This window comes from Agrilactobacillus fermenti (genome assembly GCF_047943045.1).
Classification (GTDB): Bacteria; Bacillota; Bacilli; order Lactobacillales; family Lactobacillaceae; genus Agrilactobacillus; species Agrilactobacillus fermenti.
On record NZ_CP181347.1, the window covers coordinates 2,174,056 to 2,198,852 of the forward strand.

20 protein-coding genes and 1 tRNA gene are annotated in these 24,797 nt (G+C 42.7%); 2 read left to right on the top strand and 19 right to left on the bottom strand.

The window, feature by feature from the left end; translation table 11 throughout:
- Nucleotides 1-297 precede the first annotated feature (297 nt).
- Both ACNAN0_RS10880 and ACNAN0_RS10885 read right to left on the bottom strand, forming a co-directional pair.
- Complete coding sequence (locus ACNAN0_RS10880) at nt 298-1,278, bottom strand: LacI family DNA-binding transcriptional regulator (protein ID WP_416353282.1); 981 nt, start codon at nt 1,276-1,278, stop codon at nt 298-300.
- On the bottom strand, nt 1,275-2,753 hold the full coding sequence (locus ACNAN0_RS10885; protein ID WP_416353283.1) for a sucrose-6-phosphate hydrolase: 1,479 nt from the start codon (nt 2,751-2,753) through the stop codon (nt 1,275-1,277). The genes ACNAN0_RS10880 and ACNAN0_RS10885 overlap by 4 nt, the downstream gene beginning before the upstream one ends.
- 208 nt (nt 2,754-2,961) lie before the next feature.
- On the opposite strand from ACNAN0_RS10885, the gene ACNAN0_RS10890 reads away from it, so the two are divergent.
- Nucleotides 2,962-4,935, top strand: a complete 1,974-nt coding sequence (locus ACNAN0_RS10890) for a sucrose-specific PTS transporter subunit IIBC (protein WP_416353284.1) — start codon at nt 2,962-2,964, stop codon at nt 4,933-4,935.
- Between the two features lie 90 nt (nt 4,936-5,025).
- Here ACNAN0_RS10890 and ACNAN0_RS10895 read toward each other — a convergent pair whose 3' ends face one another.
- The 17 genes from ACNAN0_RS10895 to ACNAN0_RS10975 all read right to left on the bottom strand — a co-directional run bounded on the left by ACNAN0_RS10895 (nt 5,026) and on the right by ACNAN0_RS10975 (nt 23,840).
- A complete protein-coding gene (locus ACNAN0_RS10895; RefSeq protein ID WP_416353285.1) occupies nt 5,026-5,337 on the bottom strand; it encodes a type II toxin-antitoxin system YafQ family toxin in 312 nt (103 codons plus the stop codon).
- 2 nt (nt 5,338-5,339) lie between these two features.
- On the bottom strand, nt 5,340-5,633 hold the full coding sequence (locus tag ACNAN0_RS10900; protein WP_416353286.1) for a damage-inducible protein J: 294 nt from the start codon (nt 5,631-5,633) through the stop codon (nt 5,340-5,342).
- A 174-nt stretch (nt 5,634-5,807) separates the two neighbouring features.
- Nucleotides 5,808-5,892: transfer RNA gene (locus ACNAN0_RS10905), tRNA-Leu, on the bottom strand.
- Nucleotides 5,893-5,969: 77 nt separating this feature from the next.
- A complete protein-coding gene (gene thrB, locus ACNAN0_RS10910; RefSeq protein ID WP_416353287.1) occupies nt 5,970-6,836 on the bottom strand; it encodes a homoserine kinase in 867 nt (288 codons plus the stop codon).
- Nucleotides 6,833-8,122, bottom strand: coding sequence for a homoserine dehydrogenase (locus tag ACNAN0_RS10915; RefSeq protein WP_416353288.1), 1,290 nt, complete (start codon nt 8,120-8,122; stop codon nt 6,833-6,835). The genes thrB and ACNAN0_RS10915 overlap by 4 nt, the downstream gene beginning before the upstream one ends.
- Nucleotides 8,123-8,220: 98 nt before the next feature.
- On the bottom strand, nt 8,221-8,700 hold the full coding sequence (locus ACNAN0_RS10920; protein ID WP_416354194.1) for a SprT family protein: 480 nt from the start codon (nt 8,698-8,700) through the stop codon (nt 8,221-8,223).
- Between the two features lie 5 nt (nt 8,701-8,705).
- The gene (locus tag ACNAN0_RS10925) at nt 8,706-10,904 is read right to left on the bottom strand and encodes a Tex family protein (RefSeq protein WP_416353289.1); all 2,199 of its coding nucleotides are present in this window, start codon (nt 10,902-10,904) and stop codon (nt 8,706-8,708) included.
- A 64-nt stretch (nt 10,905-10,968) separates the two neighbouring features.
- A complete protein-coding gene (locus ACNAN0_RS10930) occupies nt 10,969-11,886 on the bottom strand; it encodes an ABC transporter permease (protein WP_416353290.1) in 918 nt (305 codons plus the stop codon).
- Nucleotides 11,883-12,884, bottom strand: coding sequence for a tryptophan ABC transporter substrate-binding protein (gene trpX, locus ACNAN0_RS10935; RefSeq protein WP_416353291.1), 1,002 nt, complete (start codon nt 12,882-12,884; stop codon nt 11,883-11,885). The genes ACNAN0_RS10930 and trpX overlap by 4 nt, the downstream gene beginning before the upstream one ends.
- A 131-nt stretch (nt 12,885-13,015) precedes the next feature.
- Nucleotides 13,016-13,450, bottom strand: a complete 435-nt coding sequence (locus tag ACNAN0_RS10940; RefSeq protein ID WP_416353292.1) for a hypothetical protein — start codon at nt 13,448-13,450, stop codon at nt 13,016-13,018.
- A gap of 55 nt (nt 13,451-13,505) precedes the next feature.
- Complete coding sequence (locus tag ACNAN0_RS10945; RefSeq protein WP_416353293.1) at nt 13,506-14,681, bottom strand: MFS transporter; 1,176 nt, start codon at nt 14,679-14,681, stop codon at nt 13,506-13,508.
- 213 nt (nt 14,682-14,894) lie between these two features.
- Nucleotides 14,895-15,536 carry a hypothetical protein gene (locus tag ACNAN0_RS10950; RefSeq protein WP_416353294.1) on the bottom strand — a complete coding sequence of 214 codons (642 nt, stop codon included), beginning with the start codon at nt 15,534-15,536 and terminating at the stop codon, nt 14,895-14,897.
- Between the two features lie 264 nt (nt 15,537-15,800).
- Complete coding sequence (locus ACNAN0_RS10955) at nt 15,801-16,127, bottom strand: matrixin family metalloprotease (protein ID WP_416353295.1); 327 nt, start codon at nt 16,125-16,127, stop codon at nt 15,801-15,803.
- Between the two features lie 777 nt (nt 16,128-16,904).
- A complete protein-coding gene (locus ACNAN0_RS10960; protein ID WP_416353296.1) occupies nt 16,905-19,571 on the bottom strand; it encodes a calcium-translocating P-type ATPase, PMCA-type in 2,667 nt (888 codons plus the stop codon).
- A 214-nt stretch (nt 19,572-19,785) separates the two neighbouring features.
- Nucleotides 19,786-20,613, bottom strand: a complete 828-nt coding sequence (gene nadE, locus ACNAN0_RS10965; RefSeq protein ID WP_416353297.1) for an ammonia-dependent NAD(+) synthetase — start codon at nt 20,611-20,613, stop codon at nt 19,786-19,788.
- A gap of 284 nt (nt 20,614-20,897) precedes the next feature.
- The gene (locus ACNAN0_RS10970; protein WP_416353298.1) at nt 20,898-22,370 is read right to left on the bottom strand and encodes a nicotinate phosphoribosyltransferase; all 1,473 of its coding nucleotides are present in this window, start codon (nt 22,368-22,370) and stop codon (nt 20,898-20,900) included.
- A gap of 384 nt (nt 22,371-22,754) precedes the next feature.
- A complete protein-coding gene (locus ACNAN0_RS10975) occupies nt 22,755-23,840 on the bottom strand; it encodes a glycosyltransferase (RefSeq protein ID WP_416353299.1) in 1,086 nt (361 codons plus the stop codon).
- Nucleotides 23,841-23,913: 73 nt separating this feature from the next.
- Here ACNAN0_RS10975 and ACNAN0_RS10980 point away from each other — a divergent pair, with 73 nt between their 5' ends.
- The gene (locus ACNAN0_RS10980) at nt 23,914-24,636 is read left to right on the top strand and encodes a WecB/TagA/CpsF family glycosyltransferase (RefSeq protein WP_230912347.1); all 723 of its coding nucleotides are present in this window, start codon (nt 23,914-23,916) and stop codon (nt 24,634-24,636) included.
- Nucleotides 24,637-24,797 lie beyond the last annotated feature (161 nt).

Sequence of the window (24,797 nt, forward strand, 5' to 3'; positions counted from 1 at the left end):
AGCAGAGCGTGACAAAGAGCGCTCAGCGGCTGAACACTAACAAGAATGACGATAAATGGTGTATTTACCATTTGAGACATTCGAGGTTAGGTGAAGGCGTTGCCCTTTGGAGCGCGTTTAAAAAAGAGCGTGAGTGAAGCTGGGCAGTTTTGGCGCACTAATCCAAATTGTGCAGATGAAGCGCCAGCTTCAGCTAACCATTAGGGTTAGGTAACAAAACTAGCTTCACGAACGCGTTTAAAACAAAAGACCCATTCAAGTCCGCTAAGACTAAATGGGTCCTTCTAATATTCACTATCAAGCTGTTTGCCCTTGATGCAAGACTACTGGTAACTGATACTGAGCTTTCAATGGGACCTGCATATCTTGAATCCGTTCCTGAAGTAACGCAACTAACGTGTTGGCGATCTCTTCTAGCGGCTGTACAACCGTCGTCAAAGCCGGATAATAATCACGTACAAACTTGGTCCCATCGTAGCCGACAATCTTTAATTGATCTGGTACTTTTATACCATGCGCTTGGGCCACTTGATGCAATTGAATCGCCGTTAAGTCATCGGTACAAAAAACCCCATCACAAACGGATGTTGTTAATAAATTAGCCAAGCGTTCCCGGCGCAGCTGCGCTGTCGTTTCAAAAGGAATGACATATTGTTGCACATCGATTGCTTGTTGTTTAAAAAACGCTTGAAATCCAGTCGTACGACCATTTGTCGGCGACTTTTTTGTTTCAACGCCACTGATAATGATAGGCCGACGAACGCCGCCCAAATATAGCTTTTCCGCAGCTAGGCGCCCACCCATCGCATTGTCAGAACTCACGATGGGGATTTTAGCAGCCAAGTAGCGATCAAAAGAAATAATCGGTAAATCATATGCCTGGTATTCTTCGATACCCTCATTATGTGCGCCAGCAATAATGCCATCCACTTGATTGGCAGCTAATAACTTCAAATAAGCCCGTTCTTTATCAGGATTATTGGCACTATTACATAAAATTGTTTTATAGCCTTTTTCAAATAAAATACCTTCTAACCGGGACACCAGCTCCGCAAAAAAAGGGTGACTGATATCATAAAAAATCAGTCCAATCAACTTGGTGGCTTTGCCCTGCAAAGATCGCGCCAAAGAATTCGGCTGGTAGTGCAATTGATCCATAGCCATTTGTACCGCTTGACGGGTTTTGGCACTGATCGCACCGTGATTATTGATCACCCGAGAAACAGTCGTCGGTGAAACGCCGGCAAGTTGGGCCACATCTTCTAGTTTCGGTTTCATAATGCTTGATTACTCCTTTGCAGCTGCCAAGCCTGCAATTCATCTGCTTGGGTCATACCATTGATCATAATCGTTTCCGGTGCCTTTGTCCCAAAGAATCGTCCTGAAAGCACACAGCGCCCATCTGCCAAAAAGATCTCAAAAACTGATTCATCAATGAACAGTTGTAATGTTGACTCGTGCATCGCTGGTAGATCAAATGTCCGCTGAGCCCCACCCGTCGTGTTAGCTGGTCGAGTTAAAGTCCCTTGACCTTTTTCAAAATCTAGGGTTACTTGAAGTGCCGGCTCTCTCTCCCCGGCAGCAGCTGGTACTGTAATAGACAATGGTTGAACTTGGTCGATTGTGCCAACCAATTCAAACGCTCCTTTAAACGCAAACTGGGTGCCATCTGCCGATGATGTCGGCAGCAAAGGCTGCTGTCGCAAACGCTGTAAATTGGGATGTGGTTTCAAGCGCACCTGATCTTGGGCATCTAATGTTAAAATCCGTGGATAACTCAACACATGGGCCCAGCCGTAATCATCGGTCGGGTATTGAATCTCTGGTAATCCCAGCCACGTAATCGCCAATATTTGCCCTGCTGGATCGGTAGCTAACCGCGTCGCATAAAAATCAAACCCAGCATCAAGTTGTTGTAAATTCAAATTTGACCCTAACGCCCCGGTCTCTGGATCAAATTTATCCGCAACTAAAGCGATATTAGGATACAGATTATCATAAGCAAAAATTGATTTATCTAACCCTTGGGGACAAAATACCAAAACCACCTTACCATTGATAAAAGCAATATTGGGACACTCCACCATATAACCACAATAGCGTTTTGGTAGCTTTAACGGCGCAACAAACTGCCAATCATGCTTAGCTGCTTGCCGATACAACAAAATGGCCCCGGTTTTGTCCTGCCGCTGACCGCCGATCAAAGCATAACGCTGCGCTTCATATTCGAAGACAAAAGGATCCCGAAACTCCTGGGTAAACCCAGCCGGTGGGGCGGCAATCACTGGCGTGGCATCTTTAACCAATTGCTTGTCAGCATTAATGTAAGCGTGCATTTGGTAAGCATGCCGCTGCCAATTGGCGTCACGAACATTTCCCGTATATAAAAAGTGCAATTGCTGATCTTCAAGGTAGCCAGAACCGGTGTAAACACCATGACTGTCATATGACGTATCTGGTAAAATATCCGGCTGACTTGGCTGCCAGTGAACCAAATCTGTTGAAGTTAAGTGATGCCACGATTTCAAACCATGTACAGGGCCAAACGGATACTGCTGATAAAAGAAGTGCCACACCCCATTCAAATAGTTCAAGCTGCAGGGATCATTCAATAAGCCTGTCTGGGGTTGAATATGTGTTTGCGTCCGCCAAGGACTTTTAGCGACGGTTTGTTGTAATGATGCTTGATACGTTGCTGGCCAATCTTGATAGGCACGATACCGTAATGCATCGGTCCACTGAATCTGCTTCACTTCTGACCACCTCATCGTTAATTTTATAAACTTAAATATTGCAGAATTAGCAACAATTGTCAAGCGCTTACTTTGAGATTATTCCTTAGAATATAGATGTTTACTTGAAACAGATTATTTAAAATTGTCAAACGCTTGACAATTTTTGGAAAGCGTTTTATATTGTGAATAATAAAAGCGCTTAACAAATTACCAAGGGGTGACTGAGATGGATCATAAAGCTGTCGCAAAAAGAGTATTAAAAGATGTTGGTCAAGCGAACATTCAAGCCGCTGCCCACTGTGCCACGAGATTACGGTTGGTACTAAAAGATTCTAAAACCATCGACCAAAAAGCACTGGATGCCGACCCAGATGTAAAGGGCACTTTTGAAACTGGCGGCCAATATCAAATCATTATTGGTCCTGGCGACGTGGATAAAGTTTACGCCCAGCTCATTGATATTACCGGCTTAAAAGAAGCTACTACAGATGACATTAAGAAAATTGCGGCGACTTCCGGTAAGAAAAACTATTTTACAAGTTTTCTTAAGATGCTGTCGGATATCTTCATTCCCATCATTCCAGCGTTAGTTGCTGGCGGACTCTTGATGGCGCTAAACAACGTCTTAACTTCCGAACACCTATTTATGGCTAAATCTGTTGTTCAACAATGGCCTGGCCTTAAAGGTTTAGCCGAAATGATCAACGCGATGGCTTCCGCACCATTCACCTTCTTACCCATCCTCTTAGGTTTCTCGGCTACCAAACGCTTCGGCGGCAATCAATACTTAGGGGCAGCCATGGGTATGATCATGGTCTTGCCTTCCTTAGTCAACGGTTACAATGTCGCTGCCGTCACGGCTGCTGGTAAAATGGCCTATTGGAATATTTTTGGCCTGCACGTGGCGCAAGCCGGGTATCAAGGTCAAGTTCTGCCGATTTTAGGGGTGGCTTTCATTCTGGCAACGATTGAGAAATTCTTCCACAGACATCTTAAAGGCGCGGTTGATTTTACGTTTACGCCAATGCTGGCCATCGTGATCACTGGCTTTCTAACCTTTACGATCATCGGCCCAGTCTTACGGAGTTTAAGTGATCTTTTAACCAACGGGTTAGTTAACTTGTATAATATGACGGGTTGGTTCGGCATGGGAATCTTTGGCCTCTTCTATTCTGCTATTGTTGTGACTGGCTTACATCAAACTTTCCCGGCGATCGAGACTTCTTTACTAGCCAATATCAGTAAGACTGGTGGCTCTTTCATCTTCCCTGTTGCTTCAATGGCGAATATCGCTCAAGGGGGGGCTGCTGCAGCAATCTTTTTTGCCACTAAAGATGCGAAACAAAAGGCACTGGCTTCCAGTTCCAGTGTCTCTGCTTTACTAGGCATCACCGAACCAGCCATCTTTGGGGTCAATCTGAAATTGAGGTTTCCATTCTTCTGTGCGGCGATTGCTTCAGGTATCGCTAGTGCGCTCTTAGGCTTATCCCATGTTCTAGCTGTTTCCATGGGGTCAGCTGGGGTTATTGGCTTTATCTCCATTAGTCCAAGGGCGATTCCAGCATTCTTGTTGAGTGGACTCGTCAGTCTGGTCGTTTCTTTTGCCACTACTTATGTCTATGCCAAAAAAGCTTTGAAGGCCCCGACGACTGAAACAACCAGCACCCCAGATACAGATACAACCGCCACCGATACCCCGGTTATGGCACTGCATGACGAAATCATTAAAGCTCCTGTCGCTGGTACGACGGAACCAATCACTTCAGTTAACGACCAAGTTTTTTCTACTGAGATCATGGGTAAAGGCATTGCAATCAAACCAACGGATGATGCCGTCGTGGCACCCATATCTGGAACCGTCACTGTAGCTTACCCAACCCATCATGCTTATGGGCTGCAGTCCGATGATGGCGCTGAAGTTTTGATTCATTTAGGTATTGATACGGTGGAATTACAAGGTAAATATTTTGAAAGTAACGTTAAACAAGGCGATCATGTTGCTGCAGGTAACACTTTAGGCAGTTTCGACTATCAAGCAATTGCCGAAGCTGGTTATGACACCACTGTTATGATCGTAGTCACCAATACCAATCGTTACGCAGAAGTTGCGCCAATGACTCAAGGTGATGTCCCAACTGGTGCTGACTTATTGGCAATCACCGCCCCAACAGTTAACAATCCAGTCGCCATGAATAATTAAATTTAGCGATATTAAAAGCGATACAAAATCAGAAATTTTACCTGATTCTGTATCGCTTTTTATTATCCAGTTGACGCCTAAAGTAGATCATTAAATCGTACCTCTGAACAATTGGTCATGTGTTCCGATGCGTACAGGGCGAATTACTAAATTCGTCTTGTGTTTTGCGTATAGGATGACGACATCAACTTTGCCATTCGACAAATGAAAATCAATAATACCATTGTATAATCCATTTTTATTGCTTAATGTGTGTGGTTCATAGGTATCTGGAACACGCCCTGTCTGTTTTAACTCTTGAAGCGCAACTTTGAAATCAGACATTAATTCACGATGTTCTCGTTTAAAAACCTGATAATCTTTTTTAAATTGCGGTTCTACTTTCAATTTGAATCGCGACATCCTTAATCCTCACTATTTAAAAAGTTCAGCAAGTCATCAACATTAGCAAACTCAGGCGAATCATCTGAAATAAGCCCTAGATCTTTGGCTTGCGCGGCAATTAAAGCTTTATGAGTCACCTCCTTTGGCATTTCCTCAGGTGTCATAACTTCAAAAGGAATTTTATTTTGAATAACTAGTTGTTTTGCTGCCATAATCAGATAACCATTTAATGTTAACCCAGCAGCTTTTAGCCTTGGTTCCAAGGCTTTACGAAGATTATCATCCATACGAATCGTTGTCGGTATTGTTGCCATAATAAACACTCCTTTTAAGAACGTATTCATTTTAACATACAAATAAATACACCTGCTAATTTAAAGTCTGCCTCTGAACATCTTCAGAGCACGCAACATCGTACAATCATAAAAAATAAGGCATCAATGGCTTGATCACCACTGACACCTTAACTTTACAAAATCAATATTTAATGCGGGCGAGAAGACTCGAACTTCCACGGGGATAATTCCCCACAAGATCCTTAATCTTGCGCGTCTGCCATTCCGCCACGCCCGCTTATGTTTCTGCACTATCTCAAATAGCACAAAAACAATTATATGCTAAGGAATGCTGTACTGTCAATAAAAATTCGACTATTTTATGACCCGAGCCCCAAGTCGATCAATGTGCATGACCCGTACCTCACCAGTCGAAAAGTGTGTTTGTAATCGAGCCACCACTTGGTCAGTTTCTTGTTTCTGCGTCACAGTCATGACCGTTGGCCCGGCCCCACTCAAATAGGTCCCGACATGTGCTGTATGCTGTAATACTTGCCGAATTTCTTCCAGCTCTGGTACGAGTTTTAAGCGATAAGGTTCGTGGAATTCATCTCGAATCATCATACGGCCCATTAATTCGATATTTTTACTAGCAATCGCGGCAATATAGACATTGCCTACCGAACCCGTATGAATGGCTTTAGGGTAGTCCAGCTTAGATGGCAAGGCTTCCCGGCTTTCTTTAGTCCGCAATTCTTTATCCGGAATGTAAGCCACAAAATCCAATTTAGGAAAGTCCATTTTGACAGCATCACACCAGTCTTCATCATACGTGGCCACACTGAAGTCGCCCAAAATTGCTGGCGCAACATTGTCTGGATGGCCTTCTAAGCGTGTGGCTAACTGCAGCAGCATCGTTTGATCTAATCCCATTGCTCCCAGCTCATTGGCCAATATTAACCCAGCAACAATAGCGGAACTGCTGCTGCCCAATCCCCGCGCCAATGGAATATTAGAGGTGACTTTTAAGTGTTGTGGCGCTAAATCTGGTTTAATGGCTAAAGCCGTTCGTACGACCAAATTATACTGATTGCTAGGTACTTTAGGCCCAAATGGGTGATCCACACGCCATTCATTAGCGGGTTCTAGCGTTTCCACAACCAAAAATGAATTTAAGGCAATACCTAAAGAATCAAACCCGGGTCCTAAATTGGCTGACGTTGCTGGCACAATAATTTTCATGCCTGGGCCTCCAAAACTTTGTAACATGAAATCAAGTCGATATCGGAATTACGATTGATTTGATCACGGATGGTTTGTAATTGTGCCAAACTAATTTTATGTGTCACCACAACAACACGAGCGTGCTCACCATCCGTTTCGGTCTGAATTACTTGATTGACTGAAGTATCAGCTTTTGTCAAAATATCTGTTAATCTTAATAGTTGACCAGGAATATCTGGCATTCTTAACGCCAGATAATAAGCGGATTCAATCATGTCTGGCGTGGCTAAAGCTGCTTTTTGGCGGTATCCATTGAACGTATTGCCGGTTGTCCCCAGTACAATATTTTTTGTCACCGCGATAATATCGCTCAACACACTATTGGCTGTGGGCATCTCACCAGCACCAGGTCCATAAAACATTGTCGTGCCCACCGCTGCACCCTTGACCAATACAGCATTATTTTCATTTTGAATGGTGGCTAGTGGGTGATCCTTAGGTACCAACATCGGTTCTACGGAAACCGCTAATTTACCCGCAATTTCTTGCGATTCACCAACTAATTTCATGGTATATCCCATTGATTTTGCTTGATTAATGTCAGCTAAATCAATTTCATCAATACCTTCCACCGTTACATCAGACATCTTGACGTTGGTGCCATAAGCAAACTGGGTCAAAATGATCATCTTATAGGCAGCATCAATGCCTTTCACATCGTTCGTAGGATCGCTTTCGGCGAAACCAAGCGCCTGAGCTGACTTCAATGCATCAGCATAAGACACGCCTTTAGCTACCATTTGGGTCAAAATATAATTGGTCGTCCCATTGACGATACCTTTCACATCTTCCACCTGATCAGCAGCAAAACTATTGACGATCGTGCGTAGAATCGGAATGCCACCAGCAACACTGGCTTCATAAAATAGATCCACTTTATTTTCCTGCGCGATCTGTACTAACTCGCTGCCATACTGAGCAATCAGATCCTTATTGGCTGTCACCACATGTTTGCCATGTTTTAGGGCATCAATGATGTAAGCCTTGGCTTGGTCAATCGTCCCCATAACTTCAACAACAATTTGAATCTCAGGGTCATGCAGCACCGCATGCACATCATCAGTGATCTGCATGCCTGGCACCTCTTGTGCACTATGGGCATCCAAGTGGCGCACAGCCGTCTTAATAATTTTTAAGCGGCGGCCAGTAATCTGTGAGATTTTCTCTTGATGATCATTCATAATGCGCACGACACCACTGCCAACTGTACCGAGTCCGAGCATGCCAATTTTGATTTCTTCCATGTGGATCCTCCTTAGGAAACTTGAGTTCACTAATTATCTACCAATCATTCTATATTAAACGCGTTCCAAAGGGCAACGACTTCTGTCTCGCTCTCACCTTAAGAAACTTTATTTTTTGATTGCCGATAAGTTGCGATATGTGTTAATTTACCGCCACAGCGACCACAAGCGTAACGGTCTAAATTAAGCTTACGTTGGCGAAAATATTTTCGCTGACATTGACGGCACTGATAAACTTCAACCTTTTGTTGGTGATTGGTTTTAGGTAATGGCGGCGCGTAACGACTGCCGCCCGTCTGTGCCAATAACCTCCGAAAAGCCTGACTTTGATGCTGATAAGGCTGACCGGTCAAGTGTAAATGATAGTGGCATAATTCGTGAATGATCACGCCAATCAACTCGGCCTGGCCATAATAAGTCAAAATTTTAGGGTTGATATCAATATGATGATCGGCTAAATGATACCGGCCGCCAGTCGTCCGGAGCCGACTATTAAAAATAGCTTGGTGCTTGAAAGGCCGCTGAAACTTTTCCTGGGAAATATTTTGTACCAGTTTCGTTAAAGCTTGATTGTCCATCATGTCTAAGCGCTGGCTGTTGCTTGTTCTTTGTCATTAGGGTCGATCATCGTCAACTGAACCCGTTCTCGATTTAAGTCAACACTCAATACCCAGACGTTCACAATATCACCGACCGACACAACTTGATTGGGATCTTTGACGAACCGATCAGCCAATTGGGAAATGTGGACGAGCCCATCATGCTTCACACCAATATCCACAAACGCGCCGAAATCCACCACATTGCGCACAGTCCCCTGTAAAGCCATGTTTGGTTTTAAGTCCTCAATCGTCAATACATCTTGCCGCAGCAATGGTGCAGGGATGTCGTCCCGTAAATCACGGCCAGGTTTGGCTAAACTTGCAAAAATATCTGTTAGGGTTTCAATGCCCACTTGCAGATCAGCTGCCAAAGTTGTGGTATTGACACGTTTCAATGCTTGTTTTAGGGCATCGGTGCCAATAGCCGTTTCATCAAATCCAAGTTTTTCTAGAATCGCTTGCGCCACCGAATAACTCTCAGGATGGATATCGGTATTATCTAAAGGTTCTTGACCAGCAATGATGCGTAGGAATCCCACGGACTGTTCGTAGGCTTTGGGCCCTAAACGCGGCACCTGATTAAGCGCTTTACGTGATTGAAACTTACCATTTTCATTACGGAATTTCACAATATTATTTGCTGTCGTCTTGGTCAAGCCAGAAATATGGACAAGCAGTTCGGGACTAGCCGTATTTAAATTGACCCCCACATTATTGACAACATCTTCCACCACCACATCCAATTGGGTGGATAGTGCTTTTTGTGAAACATCATGTTGGTATTGCCCCACGCCAACCGCTTTAGGATCAATCTTTAACAATTCAGCCAAAGGATCTTGTAAGCGTCGGGCAATACTAACCGCGCTACGCTCTTCGACGTGAAAGTCAGGAAACTCGGCCCGGGCATTGTCACTAGCAGAGTACACCGATGCCCCGGCTTCATTGACGATCACATAATAAACTTGCCGTTCAATTGATTTTAAGACATCGACCACAAATTCAACCGATTCCCGACTAGCCGTCCCGTTTCCAATGGCAATCATTTCAACTTGATATTGCTCAATAAATGACTTGAACTGACCAAAGGCAGCTTTGCGCTTAGCTTCAGGAGCTGGTTTATGAGGATAGATGACCATTTTATCCAAAAACTTGCCCGTACCGTCCACAATTGCTAATTTACAGCCAGTCCGATAGGCTGGATCAAAACCTAAAACGATGCGACCTTTCATCGGTGGCTGCAACAATAGATGTTTCAAGTTTTCACCAAAAACATCAATTGCTTTTGCATCCGCTTGTGTCTTTAAATCAGCGCGAATTTCCCGCGTAATGGCCGGCGCAATAAAGCGATTATAGCCATCCCAGATTGCGGCTTTGACTTTAGCTGCGGCCGGACTAGCTGGATTGGTGATATATAACTGATCTAAATGCCACTGAATCCGATTCTCGTCTACTGTGAGGGCAACCTTTAAAATGCCTTCTTTCTCACCACGATTGATTGCCAGAACTCGATGGGAAACTAAGTTTTTAATTGGCTCAGAGAAATCATAATAAAGTTCGTAAACGCCTTTTTCATCTAATGATTTATCTTTAACGGTACTGGTTAGATCTCCATTTTGGACCGTAAAATTCCGTACCCAAGCCCGGACCTTTGCCGCTTCAGAAATAAATTCAGCAATAATTTCATGGGCGCCAGCATAAGCCGCTTCTAAGTCAGGCACCTCTTTTTCAGGGTCAACGAACTGCTGCGCCGTCCGATCCATTTCAGCCGTATCCTTGACTTGCTGCAGCAGTAAATAATTGGCTAACGGCTCTAGGCCGTGTTCCTTGGCAATCGTAGCCTTTGTCCGCCGCTTCTTCTTATAAGGCAAATAGAGATCCTCGATCGTTTGCAGCTTATCCGCGCGCGTCAACTGCTGTTTTAAATCCGGCGTTAATTTGCCTTGCGCTTCGATCGTTGTTAGGACTTCATGGCGCCGCTTTTCTAAATTTTCAAGATAACTATAAGTATGTTCGATCTCGCGAATCTGCACTTCATTTAATGAACCCGTCCGTTCCTTACGGTAGCGGGCAATAAAGGGTACCGTATTGCCATCGTCTAGTAATGTTAAAACTGCTTGAATTTGTTTCTGCCCATATTGAGGTAATTTTTGTGTCGTTAACGTTTGTATTTGTGTATCCATAAAAGCTCCTAGTTATTAGTTAATAAGATTTTAACATATTTTTAATAAACTTCGGCATCTAATATTACTTTTGTGTCGATTCCGAATTGGGTTTTGCCAGACCGCGCTGAACACTATGGCGTAAATGCCATTTACTTTCTAATGTTGGCAGCATCAAGGCTAAAGCTAGAACAATCGCTGACACTAACTTTAAATCATTGGTATTAAAGCCGAGGCCTAAAACGATCAAGAGTACAAACCGATAAATGATACTCCCTAAAACTGTCGCTACTAGTCGTTGATTTAGGGTCAATTCACCAAAGGCCACCTCACCAATAATAATAGCAGCAAGGCCGATCACGATCACGCCGACCCCCATATTGACATCAGCATACCCATTATTTTGAGCAATCAGACCGCCTGCTAACCCAATCAAGCCATTAGCGACCATCAAGCCTAAAATCTTCATATTATCTGTATGAATACCTAAAGAACGTGCCATAACCTCGTTGTCACCGGTGGCGATAAAGGCTTGGCCCAGGTCCGTTTGTAAAAACCAAACTACCAACAAAATGGCAATCATCACGAGCACCAGACCCAAAACCACACTGCCAAAGTACGGTGGCAACGCCTGCAATATCGGCAGGTTAAATAAATTAGGCTTATTTAACAAGGATAGATTGCTCCGACCCAACACGCGTAAATTAACCGAGTAAAGTGCAGTCATTACCAAGATGCCTGCTAGCAAGATTGGAATTTTACCCTTTGTGTATAAAATCCCCGTGGTAAAGCCAGCCAACATCCCGGCTAAGAGTGACCCAACCAAGCCAATAATCGGTGAAAAACCATGACTGATTAGTGCGACGGCAACCGCAGCACCAAAGGGAAAAGTCCCTTCTACGGTCATATCCGGAAAATCTAAGATGCGAAATGTTAAAAATAAACCTAAGCCTAAAATACCCCAGAGTAACCCCTGGCCAATTGCTGATACAATCATATTCATTGAATTAATTCTCCACTTGTTTTTGCCTGCTGGACCAAGTCGGCGGGGATTTGAATGCCTAACTTGTGGGCTGCTTTCAAATTGATCACTAAATCACCCTTTTTAATGAACTTGACTGGCGTTGTCGCTGGATTTTGATGGTGTCGCAGAATATTAACGACCATTTTACCCGTTTGGCGACCCAAACGATATTGATTAATGCTAATGGTCGCCACGCCCCCATCTTTGACCATGGTATCCACCGCTGGAAAAATTGGAACTTTCTTCGCATTCCCCACTTGGACTAATGTCTGCATGGCACTAGCGATGGTGTTATCCGTCGGCACATAGACGGCATCTACCTGATTCATCATCGTTTCAGCTACTTGGTTCACATCATTGGTCGATGTGATCGTATAGGTTTTTAACTTGAGCGATGTTTCTTTGGCAACGAGTCGTTTCAAAATTCGAACCTGTGTTTGCGCAGAGTCATCACTAGAGGTTGAAATTACACCCATTGTCTTTAGATTCGGCTGCAGCTTTTGAATCAACTGCAGCTGAGCTTTAATTGGTGCTTGATCGGAAACACCGGTAACATTGCCGCCGGGATGCACATTATCCTGAACTAAATTAGCCCCCTTAGGATCCGTTACAGCACCCAACACGATAGGAATTCTCGTGCTTGCATCGGCCAACGCTTGAGCCGCCGGTGTAGCGATTCCCACCATCACACTCACGTGATGATTGGTAAAACGTTCACTCATAGTCTTAAGGTTACTTTGATCGTTTTCAGCATTTTGATAATCAATTTTGATATTACCCTTTTGGGGGCTATATCCTTGCGCTTTTAATTCAGCCACAAGACCACGATGAATCGCATCCAAAGCAGGATGGGTGGTCAATTGTAAAATTCCTACGGTTGGGGTTTGTGCGCGCTGTTGTTGCTGTTTGGTCGCCATCACAAACGCAACACTCAAAAAGATAACAAGCGCGCCAATAAACGTTAGCATCCGTTTCAAACTGATTCCTCCGATTTAATCGAACTCTGTTAAATTACCAATTGAAAAAAGAGGCACTCGGCAAAACTGAATTTTGTCGGGCCTCTTTTGAACTACAATAGTCTAGTTTTAAATATTTCCCGTCTAATCAATTAAATCAACTGGGTCAGTTTTTGGATATACTTACCAATTTTTTCAGTTGCTGCATCTTGTGCTTGCTCGGCAGTATCAAAAGCTTTGGTATCGATCGTGCGATCATCAAGCATACTATCCACCATTTGTTGACAACCAGCGACAAAATCTTCATAAGCATGCAGTAATAGATGATGGGTGCCAACCAACCGTGCGGGCGCTTGCCCATGCTGTAGTTTTTCAAGGTCAGCCTGGTAATTATTGGTCCCCTGCTGAAAATGTTCTTGGATTTGCCAATAGTCATCGGCTGGAATATCTTTAACTGTATCTTGTTGAATCGCTGCCTTTAACTTTTCAAAATCTGGATTCAAATCACTTTGATTTTTCTCTAAATTTTCAACCAAGTCATTGATCAATTGTGCATAGCGTACTGCTTTTTGTTGTGTTTTATTCATGAATGAACCTCCAAGACCTAGTATAGCAAATTTTAGGCGCCGACAAAACCACGATTCAGTGCGCTACACGTCGTTTATTGGCCCGATTCAAGGCAATGACTAAGCCTAAAGCAATCCCAGCAAATACGGCGGAGCCAAAGCTGATGCGATTCAAGCCAATTGGCCCGACCAAAATCGAGGCTGTGGCTGAGCCCAAAGAAATCCCAAAGTTGAAAAAGATCGAACTCAAAGATGAAGCTAGCACTAAGGATTGTGGATAATCCGCATCCGCAATATTCAAAAAGTGCAGCTGCAATGGTGCATTTAAAATTGTGATGATCAAAGTTAAAGCTAAAATCATACCTAGGCCAACAATCTGATTGCTTAACCCCAATGGCAACAACACTAACAAAATAATATCGGCAATATAAAATTTGGGTAGGCGATGCAAACTATCCGCTTTTTCAGCCAATTTTCCAGACAAGCGGTTATTGATAATGCTCATAATACCGATGATGAATAATAGCCAATTTAGGCTGCCCAGACTAAAGCCCATGGCAGTCGTCAATAGCGGCCGAATATAGGTGTAATAGCCATACATGGCCGCAGCACTGAACAAGACCAAGGCCACCCCAAGATAAATACGGGCATCTAATAGAAGCGTTAATTGGTTTTTGATACTGCTAGTCGTTTGTGTCACATGGCGCGGCAGTAGAAATAGCAATAACCCAAAAACGATTAAGGTCAAAACCGAAATACTAAAGAAAACATAGCGCCAGCCGATACTCGTGCTGATAGCAACCCCGATCGGCACGCCAAAGACTGAAGCAATGCTAAAACCGGCGAAGACCCAAGAGACTAGACTAGCACGCTTTTCGCGAGGCGCAATTTGGCTTGAAAACGTCATTACCAAAGAAATGATCGAACCGGCTGTCATTGCAGTTAAAATCCGCGATACCACCATAAAGACAAAATTAGTTGCCAGCCCACTTAACGTATTACCTACAAAGAAAATACCAATCAAGGTCAATAATGTTTTATAACGCGGGAAGCGGCTGGTCAATACGGTAATAAAAGGCGTACTTACAGCATAAACCGTCGCAAAAATAGTTACCAAATACCCCACCGTTGCTAAAGAAACCGAAAAATCCTTAACCAAATCAGACAGAATCCCAACCACAATAAACTCATTGCAGCCCAACATAAACGCCACCAAAACAAAAACAATGGATTGTAATGTAAACTTTTTCAAAGTCCCGTCATCCCTACCTTTCTATTTCAAAATATTAAATAAATGAAAATCACATCTAACCATAGTAGCACAAAATCAGAGCGTGAGTGAAGCTGGTCAGGCGTACTGACTTGAATAGCTTAATAAGGCAAAAAAAGCTAGATCAATTAAGATCTAACTTCTCAAAATTCCTATAAAGAAATTTACCAACACTCATTGACAAGCGAACCAAGATTATTCGGAAACAGATGTTTCTTGGTAATTTTGATTAACATCGTCTAACATAGCTCTCTGTGCATTTTTATATGTAGTCTCTTCACCAACACTTAAATCATTAGCTTTAAGTTGTCCACTTTGGGGATCAATCACTTTAGATTCATATTTCCCAGTTTTTTCGTTGAAAAAGAAATAACAATTGGCACCTGCAGCCAAGGAAAAAGTATCTGTTTTAGAGAAAATACCCTTATTATAAAAATCTAAATTAGCTTCTCGCTCATTTGGAACTAAAGCAACAAATATCTGATCGCCAATTCTAGGTAGTGGTTCCGAAATGCTCTCAACAAATGTGACTTTCTGTCTCTCAGCTTCTGTTAATTGTGGTTTTGGTGCAAAACTCTTTTCTGGCATTACGTCCATCTGCTCACCGACAGTTGTATAACCCCCAGGATGTAAAACCTTTATTGTAGTACCTTCCAAATTTTGGTTTGACTTATAGGTTAGTTGTTTATTAACAAGGAGATCATACTCGGTTAAAACCTCGTTATTGGCTGATCTAGCATGTTCGTGCCAATTGGTCACAACGCCAGAAACAACAATTCCTTTATAACCTCTGGAAATTTGTTCTCCATAACTCTTAACTTTATCTGGGTATACCATAGCACTTACACTGCTGTCACCACTGCCCTCATTTTTCTCATAACCTTTAGGAATATCAGCTAAATAGTTTTTTTGTTGAATACCCTTCTTCTTTGCTATTGTAACTTTTTCCTGATAATTAGCTTGCTCATTGTGATTGTCAACTATTTGTATTTGTTAGAATCACCAGAATTGCTGGCAGCTGAGTTTTTTACAGAACAACCAGAGAGCAACACAGTTAATATTATAATTGACAAAGTTCTTTTTTTCATATTTTAGTCTCCATTAATATAAATAATTAATTCCGGACAAGTCATCTCCAGTTGGTTGCCATATACTCGGAATATAATTCCCTGGTGCATACATTAACGTTCCTTCCCCAGCATGTGCTAACCCCATTCCATGACCGGCCTCATGAGCAAATACATGTCTTTTTTGAATGTTTGTCAATTTAGGATATCCTAAATATCCAGTTTCCCATATGGGTCCACCATACCAAATATTTGCACTCGACCAATTCTGCCAGGGTGCAGTGCTACCTTGACTGTCACTAACTGCATTACCCCACCAAAACCAACCTGTGTTTCCTACTACTCCTGCGTCCGAAAACACAGGTTGAGATCCTCTGCAATAAAAAAATCGAGAATAGATTGATCTCTGTTATTAGTCTTAGTTATATTTATTGGTGTCCAAAAAGTAGTTTGTGCACTGGAGTTCCATTGATATATTGAATCGTCAATATATTTCTTTTGCCAATCCGTTGGTACCTGCTGTCCACTATCTTGAAGCCAATAATGCTGGTTCGTAACACCGTACGAATTTACTCGCCTCGAAAAAGTTTGATACGCATACACGTTAGTCTTAGGGAAAAAGATAAAACCTAGAAACAACGCAGATAAAATTAAAGTTAAACCAAATACTTTTTTCACTTGTCCTCTCCTTCAACACATTATAAATTATACTCTAGAATAGGAATATATCATTTAAAATATATAAAATCAAGCAAATATATACTTATTAAAATAAAAATATTTTTTAAATTTGATATATGTATTTAGCAAATACCATTTAAAAATATTATCATTAATATTAAATAGTTATTACTTTGATGATTTCTTATTAATACAATACCAAGGCATAATTCTGCTAGTAAATTCCATAATTTTTTAAAGTAAGAAAGATAATTTGTAAGCATATTTCAAAGAGCAATCGCTTCAGTTAACTATGAATTATTCAAACAGAAAAATACCGTTTTATGATAGTCATCCTTAATATTTCATTGCTGTACATCTTTTTATTACACTTTCTTCAGATTTTTTCACAAAAATACGCCTCCCTAAGCAAACAGGATTAATTATCTACCTGTCTACTTAAGTAGGCGTATATTTTTTAAGCTTTACCCATTCTACGTTGTACGAACTTAACGATTTCAACAATAACTAACATTGCAATACCAGCGACCAACACGGCACTCCATTGTGATAAAGCTAAGTGAGTGACATGGAAGAGGCTGTTGAAGCCTGGCACAGCAATGGTCACACCTAGTAAGACAAAGGAAGCTAAGATCGCCCAATTGAAGGCTTTGTTGGCAAACGGGTGAATCGTGAATAGGGATTGATGAATCGACTTCACATTGAAGGCATGGAACAACTGGATCAAGCCCAATGTGGCATAAGCCATGGTCAAAGCATCAGCGTGAACCGCTTCAGCGCCACTGTGTAATGGGAAGTTGATGCCCCATAAATAGACGCCTAGTGTGAGGACACCTTCAAGTATCCCTTGGTAAAGGACTGAGGAGGCCACACCTCCAGAGAAGAAATTAGAATTTCGACCCCGCGGCTTGCGATCCATAATGCCTGGTTCCGTCGGTTCAACCCCTAGAGCAATGGCTGGGAACGTATCCGTAACTAAGTTGATCCATAACAATTGGACTGGTTTGAGAATGTCCCAACCCATTAATGTCATTAAGAATAATGTTAAAACTTCGCCCAAGTTGGCTGACAATAAATATTGAATCGATTTTTGGATGTTAGCAAAGACTTTACGGCCTTCTTCAACGGCTACAACGATCGTGGCAAAATTATCATCTGCCAAGACCATATCGCTGGCGCCCTTTGATACTTCCGTCCCAGTGATACCCATACCGACACCAATATCAGCTGACTTCAATGCTGGGGCATCATTTACCCCATCACCAGTCATCGCGACAACTTTTTGTTTAGATTGCCAAGCTTTAACGATACGTACTTTGTGTTCTGGCGATACCCGAGCATAAACCGAATACTTTTCAACATTTTGATCAAATGTTTGATCATCCATTTCGTCCAATTGTGCCCCGGTGATCACGGCAGCATCATCGCCTGGTTCAATAATCCCTAACCGACCGGCAATTGCTTCAGCAGTTACTTGATGGTCCCCAGTGATCATGATTGGCCGAATGCCAGCTGACTTAGCCTTTTCAACGGCGGCTTTAGCCTCTGGCCGTTCTGGATCAATCATACCTACCAGACCCGCAAAAATCAGGTCATTTTCCAAGTTTTCACTCGTGATTTCCGTAGGTTTGTGCTCAAGTATTTTGTAAGCCATCGCCAATACACGCAAAGCATCTTTAGCCAAATTATTGTTGACGTCCAAAATGTCATTAGCTTGATCTGATGTCATCGTTTGCACTTGCCCGTTAACTTCAACTTTAGTGACCCGCTTGAGCAGCTGATCAGGTGCCCCTTTGACAGCCACAAAGAAGCGGCCATCTTTTAACTGATGAACCGTGCTCATCAGCTTCCGATCAGAGTCAAACGGCAGTTCGGCCACACGCGGTTCAGCCGCTACCGCATCACGGACATCAAAATCATGATCAAACCCATATTGGACTAACGCTGTTTCAGTAGGATCCCCGACTAGCTTCCCATCTTCTTGAATCTGAGTATCATTAGCCATCGTCATGATCCGTAACGTCAGATTCTCTGGTGCGATTTCAGCTTTAGCAGCCTGCAGTTGTCCATGGGTATAGACCTTTTCAACGGTCATTTGATTCATCGTCAAAGTCCCGGTTTTATCAGAAGCAATGATATCCGTGCTGCCTAAAGTTTCCACAGCGGGTAGTTTCCGAACTAAGGCGTTTCGCTTCGCCATCTTTTGGGTCCCCAGCGCTAAAATAATCGTAACAATGGCTGGTAACCCTTCAGGAATCGCTGCGACAGCTAATGAAATCGAAACGAGCAGCATATCGATCCAGCTAGCATCGCCTCTTAAGAAGCCAACGACAAACATGATAGCCGCAATGACTAGAATCAGAATTGTTAACGTCTTACCTAAAGAGTTTAGGTTATCTTGTAATGGCGTCGTGGTTTCTTCAGCACTATTTAACATGCCAGCAATTTGGCCAACTTGGGTCTGCATGCCTGTGCCTACAACCACACCAGTAGCTCGGCCATAAGTCACATTACTATTCATGAAAGCCATGTTCGTGCGGTCACCCAACGCCACATCAGTTTCATCGATCGTACCAGCATCTTTTTCAACAGGTACGGATTCACCCGTTAAAGCAGACTCTTCAATTTTTAGGGAAGCTGTTTCTAATAAGCGCATATCCGCAGGGACCACATCACCAGCTTCTAGTCTAACAATATCCCCCACAACTAAATCTTCACTGCTAATCGTTTGCACACTGCCATTTCGGCGCACATGTGCTTCAGGCGTTGCCATTTCTTTCAACGCATCGATGGCTTCTTCGGCTTTCGACTCTTGGATCACACCCATGATGGCATTGATCAAGACCACGGCTAAAATAATCGCAGCATCTGCCCATTCTCGAGCAACGATCCCCGAAATCAGTGCAGCCACCAATAAAACAATGATCATGAAGTCTTTGAATTGATCCAAAAATCGCTGTAGCTTGGTCTTACGTTTGCCCTCAGCCAACGCATTTCTGCCATTTTGTTCCAGTCGTTTTTGTGCTTCATCGTTACTAAGCCCTTCAGTCTGAGACTGAACATGCTTCAGTACCGTTGCCGCATCTTGGTTATAATAAGTTTTACCCTTATCTGCTTTTTGCATACTTCAAGCTCCTTTACTTTTGGTATTAAAAAAAGACCTATGTGTGACAAAAACGCCATACATAAGTCTCACTATTTAAGATAACACCAGATCTATTCGACCTTGCTGACGATGTTACCACGGTAACCGCTAGTTACTCCCTTATGAATAATATAATTATATATTAATTATTGTGGTTATTGCAACTCTCAAAATTTCGATTTTCAGAAAAAATCTATTTCCAAAAGTCGTCAAATACTGTAATTGGCAGATGCCGCTTATGCTGCGTCCGTAAGTAAATTTGTTCTAACTTTTCAGCCGCCTTTTCATCAATCGTTCGGCCTTCCAAGTAGTCATCAATCTGGTCATAGGTCACACCTAAAGCCACTTCATCCGGCAAAGCTGGGCGGTCTTCTTCTAAGTCAGCTGTTGGGGTCTTCAGGTATAAGTGCTTCGGTGCACCCAACACTTCCAAGAGCTGCTTGCCTTGGCGCTTATTCAAACGATAAAGTGGGGTAACGTCAGCTGCGCCATCCCCAAATTTAGTATAAAAACCGGTGATATTTTCAGCTGCATGATCGGTCCCAACCACGACACCTTGGCGTTGGCCAGCAACGCCATATTGAGCGACCATCCGAACTCGGGCCTTGATATTGCCCTTATTAAAATCGCCCACCGTCAATTCGGGATTTTCGTCTAATGCCGCAACCATCGCATCCACACTCGCCTTAATATTCACCCGCATCACTTCATCTGCCTGCATAAAGGCAATGGCATCCATGGCATCTTGCTCATCAGCTTGTGCGCCATAGGGTAAGCGTACCGCAATAAAACGATAGTCTTGTACCCCTGTTTCTGTGCGCAGTTCTTTGATTGCCATCTGTGTCAAAGTTCCAGCTAAAGTGGAATCTTGACCGCCAGAAATACCTAGAACGTAAGTCTTTAAACCTGTCTTTTTCAAATAAGCTTTAAGAAAATCAACCGACCGGCGAATTTCTTTTTGGGGATCAATCGTTGGTTGTGTGTGTTCAACAGCAATAATTTCTTTTTGTAATGGTCGCATAGACTACTCCTTTTTGATGACGAACAATTTCAACTTCACTAAGGATCTAAACGCGTTCCAAAGGGCAAAGACTTTGCCTAACTGCAAATCACTCAAATGGAAAGTTCACCATTTATCGTGATTTTTGTTAGTGCTCAGTCTCTAAGCGCCCTTTGTCACGCTCTTGTATTTTAAATGCATTCGAATCATCAGTTTTTTCACTTAACTACGGCTTACTCATGGGACAAACCGCCCACAACGTAATCCTAGGTTGATGCTCAAAAACTACCGATGATTCTCGCGCTCTATTTATCATTAATTGTATCATTGACGTGTTGCCGAACTTTTTGAATATAGTTCATCTTACGATCCCACAATTTTTGCGATAGATCTACAGGATACTCTTGAGGATTTAAGTCTCGCTTATATTCATCCCATAAGGAATCTAAGCTGCGACGGCAATAGGCCTTGATTTCATCTAGCGTTGGCAATTGATAAACCAATTTACCCTGATCAAAAATTGTTTGCAATAACGGCCGTGCTGTAAAGTCGGTCAACGTCTTATTGATATAGGTATAGGTTGGGTGGAACATATATAAGCTCTCTTGCTTGGTCGGATCTTCATCCCAGACCGCAATATAGTCGCCTTCAGACTTATGGTCTTTCTTATCATTGGTGATGCGCCATACCTGTTTCATACCCGGCGTCGAGACCTTTTCTGCATTGCTTGATAGCTTGATAGTATCCACCATTTGGCCATGCTCATCTTCAATAGCAACCAGTTTATAGACAGCCCCTAAAGCTGGCTGGTCAAAGGCCGTGATCAGTTTTGTGCCGACACCCCAAACATCAATTTTAGCATCTTGCATCTTCAAGTTTTGGATCGTCTTTTCATCTAAATCATTAGAAGCATAGATTTTGGCATCAGGAAAACCAGCGTCATCTAACTGCTGCCGAACGCGTTTAGAGATATAGGCCATATCCCCAGAATCGATGCGCACACCTTGGAAATTGATCTTATCGCCAAATTCCTTGGCAACTTTAATTGCATTAGGCACGCCGCTACGCAAAGTATCATAAGTATCCACCAAGAAAACACAATCACGATGTGTCTCAGCATAAGCCTTAAAGCCTTCATAATCACTCCGATAAGTTTGAATCAGCGAGTGAGCGTGGGTCCCAGAGATTGGAATACCAAATAATTTGCCAGCTCGAACATTACTCGTGGCGTCAAAACCGCCAATGAAAGCTGCCCGTGTCCCCCAAATGGCTGCATCCATCTCTTGAGCCCGACGAGAACCGAATTCTAACAAAGGATCATTGCCAGTAGCTGATTTGATTCTTGCTGCTTTAGTCGCAATCAGAGTTTGATAATTAATAATATTTAAAATAGCAGTTTCGACTAATTGACACTGAGCAAGTGGCCCAACGATCTGTAAAATTGGTTCGTTGCTAAATACCAGATCTCCCTCCACTGCTGAACGAATCGTACAGGTAAATTTCAAGTCTTTTAGGTACTGTAGAAAACCTTCCGGATAGTCTTCCATTTCCCGCAAATATTCAATATCTGAATCCGTAAACTTTAAATTCTGTAAATATTGCACAACCCGTTCCAAACCGGCAAAAAGTGCAAAGCCATTTTCGAAAGGATTCTTACGGAAGAAAACCTCGAAAACAGATTGACGCTCAGAAATACCTTTTTCCCAGTAAGTCAACATCATATTGATCTCATAAAGATCCGTGTGCAAAGCCAAACTGTCATCGGGAAAATTTGACATAATTAAAGTAACCCCTTTTTATTTTGAGAGCGTGAACATAAGCGGTCATGCATTCGCGGATAAGGCAATTTCTGGCGTAGTTTGTCAAAACTATAACAGAAATGACTTATCCAAGAATGCTTGCTTATGTGAGCGCGTTTAAATCAGAGCGTAACAAAGGGCGTTCAGAGACTGGACACTAACAAAAATCATGATAAATGGTGAACTTACCATTTGAGTGATTTGCAGTTAGGTGAAGTCTCTACCCTTTGGCACGCGTTTAAATCAGAATATAGATATAACTTAACCCCTAACACAAACGCCGCCACAAACATGTCTTTACATATCTTAACAAAATTAGTTTCATTATACCGCAATACCCCCGGTTTTTTCCAAACAAAACTATTATTTGTTCTGTGCTGCTTCATACAGGGCAATCATCTTTTGTGCTAAATGCGTTACGGAAAAATGGCTACTGGCAAAGTCCTTAAAAACCTTGCCCCGTTGTGCTAAAGTACCCTGTTCATATTCTTGATGAGCCTGATTCAAATCTTTAACGAGTTGGGCTTCATCTTCGCTCTTGAAAATCCAGCCCGTATCTTCATTAGGAATCACTTCTTCATCAGAACCAACATTTGTGGCAATACTTGGCAATTCATAATTAGCCGCTTCCAATAAAACTGTCGGAAAACCCTCGGAAGTCGATGGTAATACGAATAAATCACTTGCTTCATAATAAGGGGTGGGGTCTTCCGTGAAACCTGCAATGTTCACTTTTTCAGCGATACCAAGCTCTTGAGCAAGCTGTTTTAAGTCTGCTTCTAAAGGCCCATTGCCCAACACTGTTAGTCGATAATCGAAATCGACTTTGGCCAAAGCTCGCAACAATAAGGCTTGGTTTTTCACAACAACCACACGGGCCACATTTAAAATATTGAACGCTTCGTGGTCTTTTTTCGCCACCGGCCCATCAAAAAAGTTGATGGCATTAAAAATCGGCGTCATTTTTGTCTCAGGAATACCGTAACCAATCAGTTCATCATGGAAGTAATTCGTAATCAAATATAGATGTTTGGCTTTTTTAAGGGCAGAGACATTTAATTTATAGAAGATCGTGCCTTTGATACCCTTGTTTAAGAAATCGACTTTAGGTTCACTATGCACGGTAACGACCCAAGTCGCTGAGATCTGCTTATAAATAAAGCGGGTCAGCACATTTGCCCGGGGCCCGTGGGTATGGACAATGTCAAAGTCATGGTCTTGTACAAATTGACGATACTTGCCAATGACGCTCATATCCATTTGCGAACTTTGGGGAATCACCGTCGTTTTCACATCATGTTCCCGAGCCATCTTGGCAACCGCACCATCCTCAAAAACCAATAATTCTGCACTAATATCTTCTATTTTATTCAACGCACCGATCAATTGAACGATGTGCGTTCGACCGCCGCCGGTCTCATTACCAGCGTTGACGAGTAAGATTTTCAAAATATTGCCTCCGTCGCATTTTTTTAATTTAATTTTTGCTATAATAAAGCCATTATGAATTAGGAGTGAGTACATGTCCTTTTCGACTGTAACGGTCATGGATGTTCCCTTTATTAAGGCCACAAATCAAGAATTTTTAACCCAATTACAAACCGATATTGATCAAAAAAAACGACGCTTTATCGTAACTGCAAATCCCGAAATTGTTTTATATGCCAAAGATCATCCCGAATACAAGGCGATCATAAAAGCCGCTGATTATATTACACCAGATGGCATTGGGATAATCAAGGCGGCCCAAACAATTCATCAGCCATTACCAGAACGTGTTACTGGCTATGATACCATGGTTGCCCTATTAGAAAAGGCCAACACCCAGCACCTGCGGGTCTATCTACTGGGTGCCAAACCAGAAGTCATGGCCGCAGTCGTGACAAAAGTTCAGCAACAATATCCTGGCATCGATCTAGTTGGCTATCACGATGGTTATTTTAAAGAGGATACCCAGATTTTAGCTGATATCCACGATAAACAACCCCAATTGATTTTTGTTGGCCTTGGCTATCCCAAACAAGAAAACTGGATCAAGCAGAACTTGACGCAAGCCCAAGCTATTTGGATGGGCGTTGGCGGCAGCTTCGATGTCCTATCCGGCATGACTAAGCGGGCGCCAAAAGTCTTTCAAGACGCTCATTTAGAGTGGTTCTATCGTTTATTAAAAGAACCCACCCGCTTTAAACGCATGCTAGCCATCCCTAAATTTATGTGGCTCATGCGCAAAGAAAAAAGAGCGTGAGTGAAGCTGGGCAGTTTTGGCGCACTAACCCAAATTGTGCAGATGAAGCGCCAGCTTCAGCCAACTATTGGGGTTAGGTAACAAAACTAGCTTCACGAGCGCGTTTAGAACAGAGCGTGAGAGTCATCGGGTAGTTTTTGAGCACCAACCTAGGCTTACGC

Excerpts from the sequence above, each read along its gene's own strand:
- ACNAN0_RS10880 (WP_416353282.1), bottom strand. The coding sequence starts at position 1,278 with ATGAAACCGAAACTAGAAGATGTGGCCCAACTTGCCGGCGTTTCACCG.
- ACNAN0_RS10890 (WP_416353284.1), top strand. The coding sequence starts at position 2,962 with ATGGATCATAAAGCTGTCGCAAAAAGAGTATTAAAAGATGTTGGTCAA.
- ACNAN0_RS10895 (WP_416353285.1), bottom strand. The coding sequence starts at position 5,337 with ATGTCGCGATTCAAATTGAAAGTAGAACCGCAATTTAAAAAAGATTAT.
- ACNAN0_RS10900 (WP_416353286.1), bottom strand. The coding sequence starts at position 5,633 with ATGGCAACAATACCGACAACGATTCGTATGGATGATAATCTTCGTAAA.
- thrB (WP_416353287.1), bottom strand. The coding sequence starts at position 6,836 with ATGAAAATTATTGTGCCAGCAACGTCAGCCAATTTAGGACCCGGGTTT.
- ACNAN0_RS10915 (WP_416353288.1), bottom strand. The coding sequence starts at position 8,122 with ATGGAAGAAATCAAAATTGGCATGCTCGGACTCGGTACAGTTGGCAGT.
- ACNAN0_RS10920 (WP_416354194.1), bottom strand. The coding sequence starts at position 8,700 with ATGGACAATCAAGCTTTAACGAAACTGGTACAAAATATTTCCCAGGAA.
- ACNAN0_RS10925 (WP_416353289.1), bottom strand. The coding sequence starts at position 10,904 with ATGGATACACAAATACAAACGTTAACGACACAAAAATTACCTCAATAT.
- ACNAN0_RS10930 (WP_416353290.1), bottom strand. The coding sequence starts at position 11,886 with ATGAATATGATTGTATCAGCAATTGGCCAGGGGTTACTCTGGGGTATT.
- ACNAN0_RS10940 (WP_416353292.1), bottom strand. The coding sequence starts at position 13,450 with ATGAATAAAACACAACAAAAAGCAGTACGCTATGCACAATTGATCAAT.
- ACNAN0_RS10950 (WP_416353294.1), bottom strand. The coding sequence starts at position 15,536 with ATGGTATACCCAGATAAAGTTAAGAGTTATGGAGAACAAATTTCCAGA.
- ACNAN0_RS10960 (WP_416353296.1), bottom strand. The coding sequence starts at position 19,571 with ATGCAAAAAGCAGATAAGGGTAAAACTTATTATAACCAAGATGCGGCA.
- nadE (WP_416353297.1), bottom strand. The coding sequence starts at position 20,613 with ATGCGACCATTACAAAAAGAAATTATTGCTGTTGAACACACACAACCA.
- ACNAN0_RS10970 (WP_416353298.1), bottom strand. The coding sequence starts at position 22,370 with ATGTCAAATTTTCCCGATGACAGTTTGGCTTTGCACACGGATCTTTAT.
- ACNAN0_RS10980 (WP_230912347.1), top strand. The coding sequence starts at position 23,914 with ATGTCCTTTTCGACTGTAACGGTCATGGATGTTCCCTTTATTAAGGCC.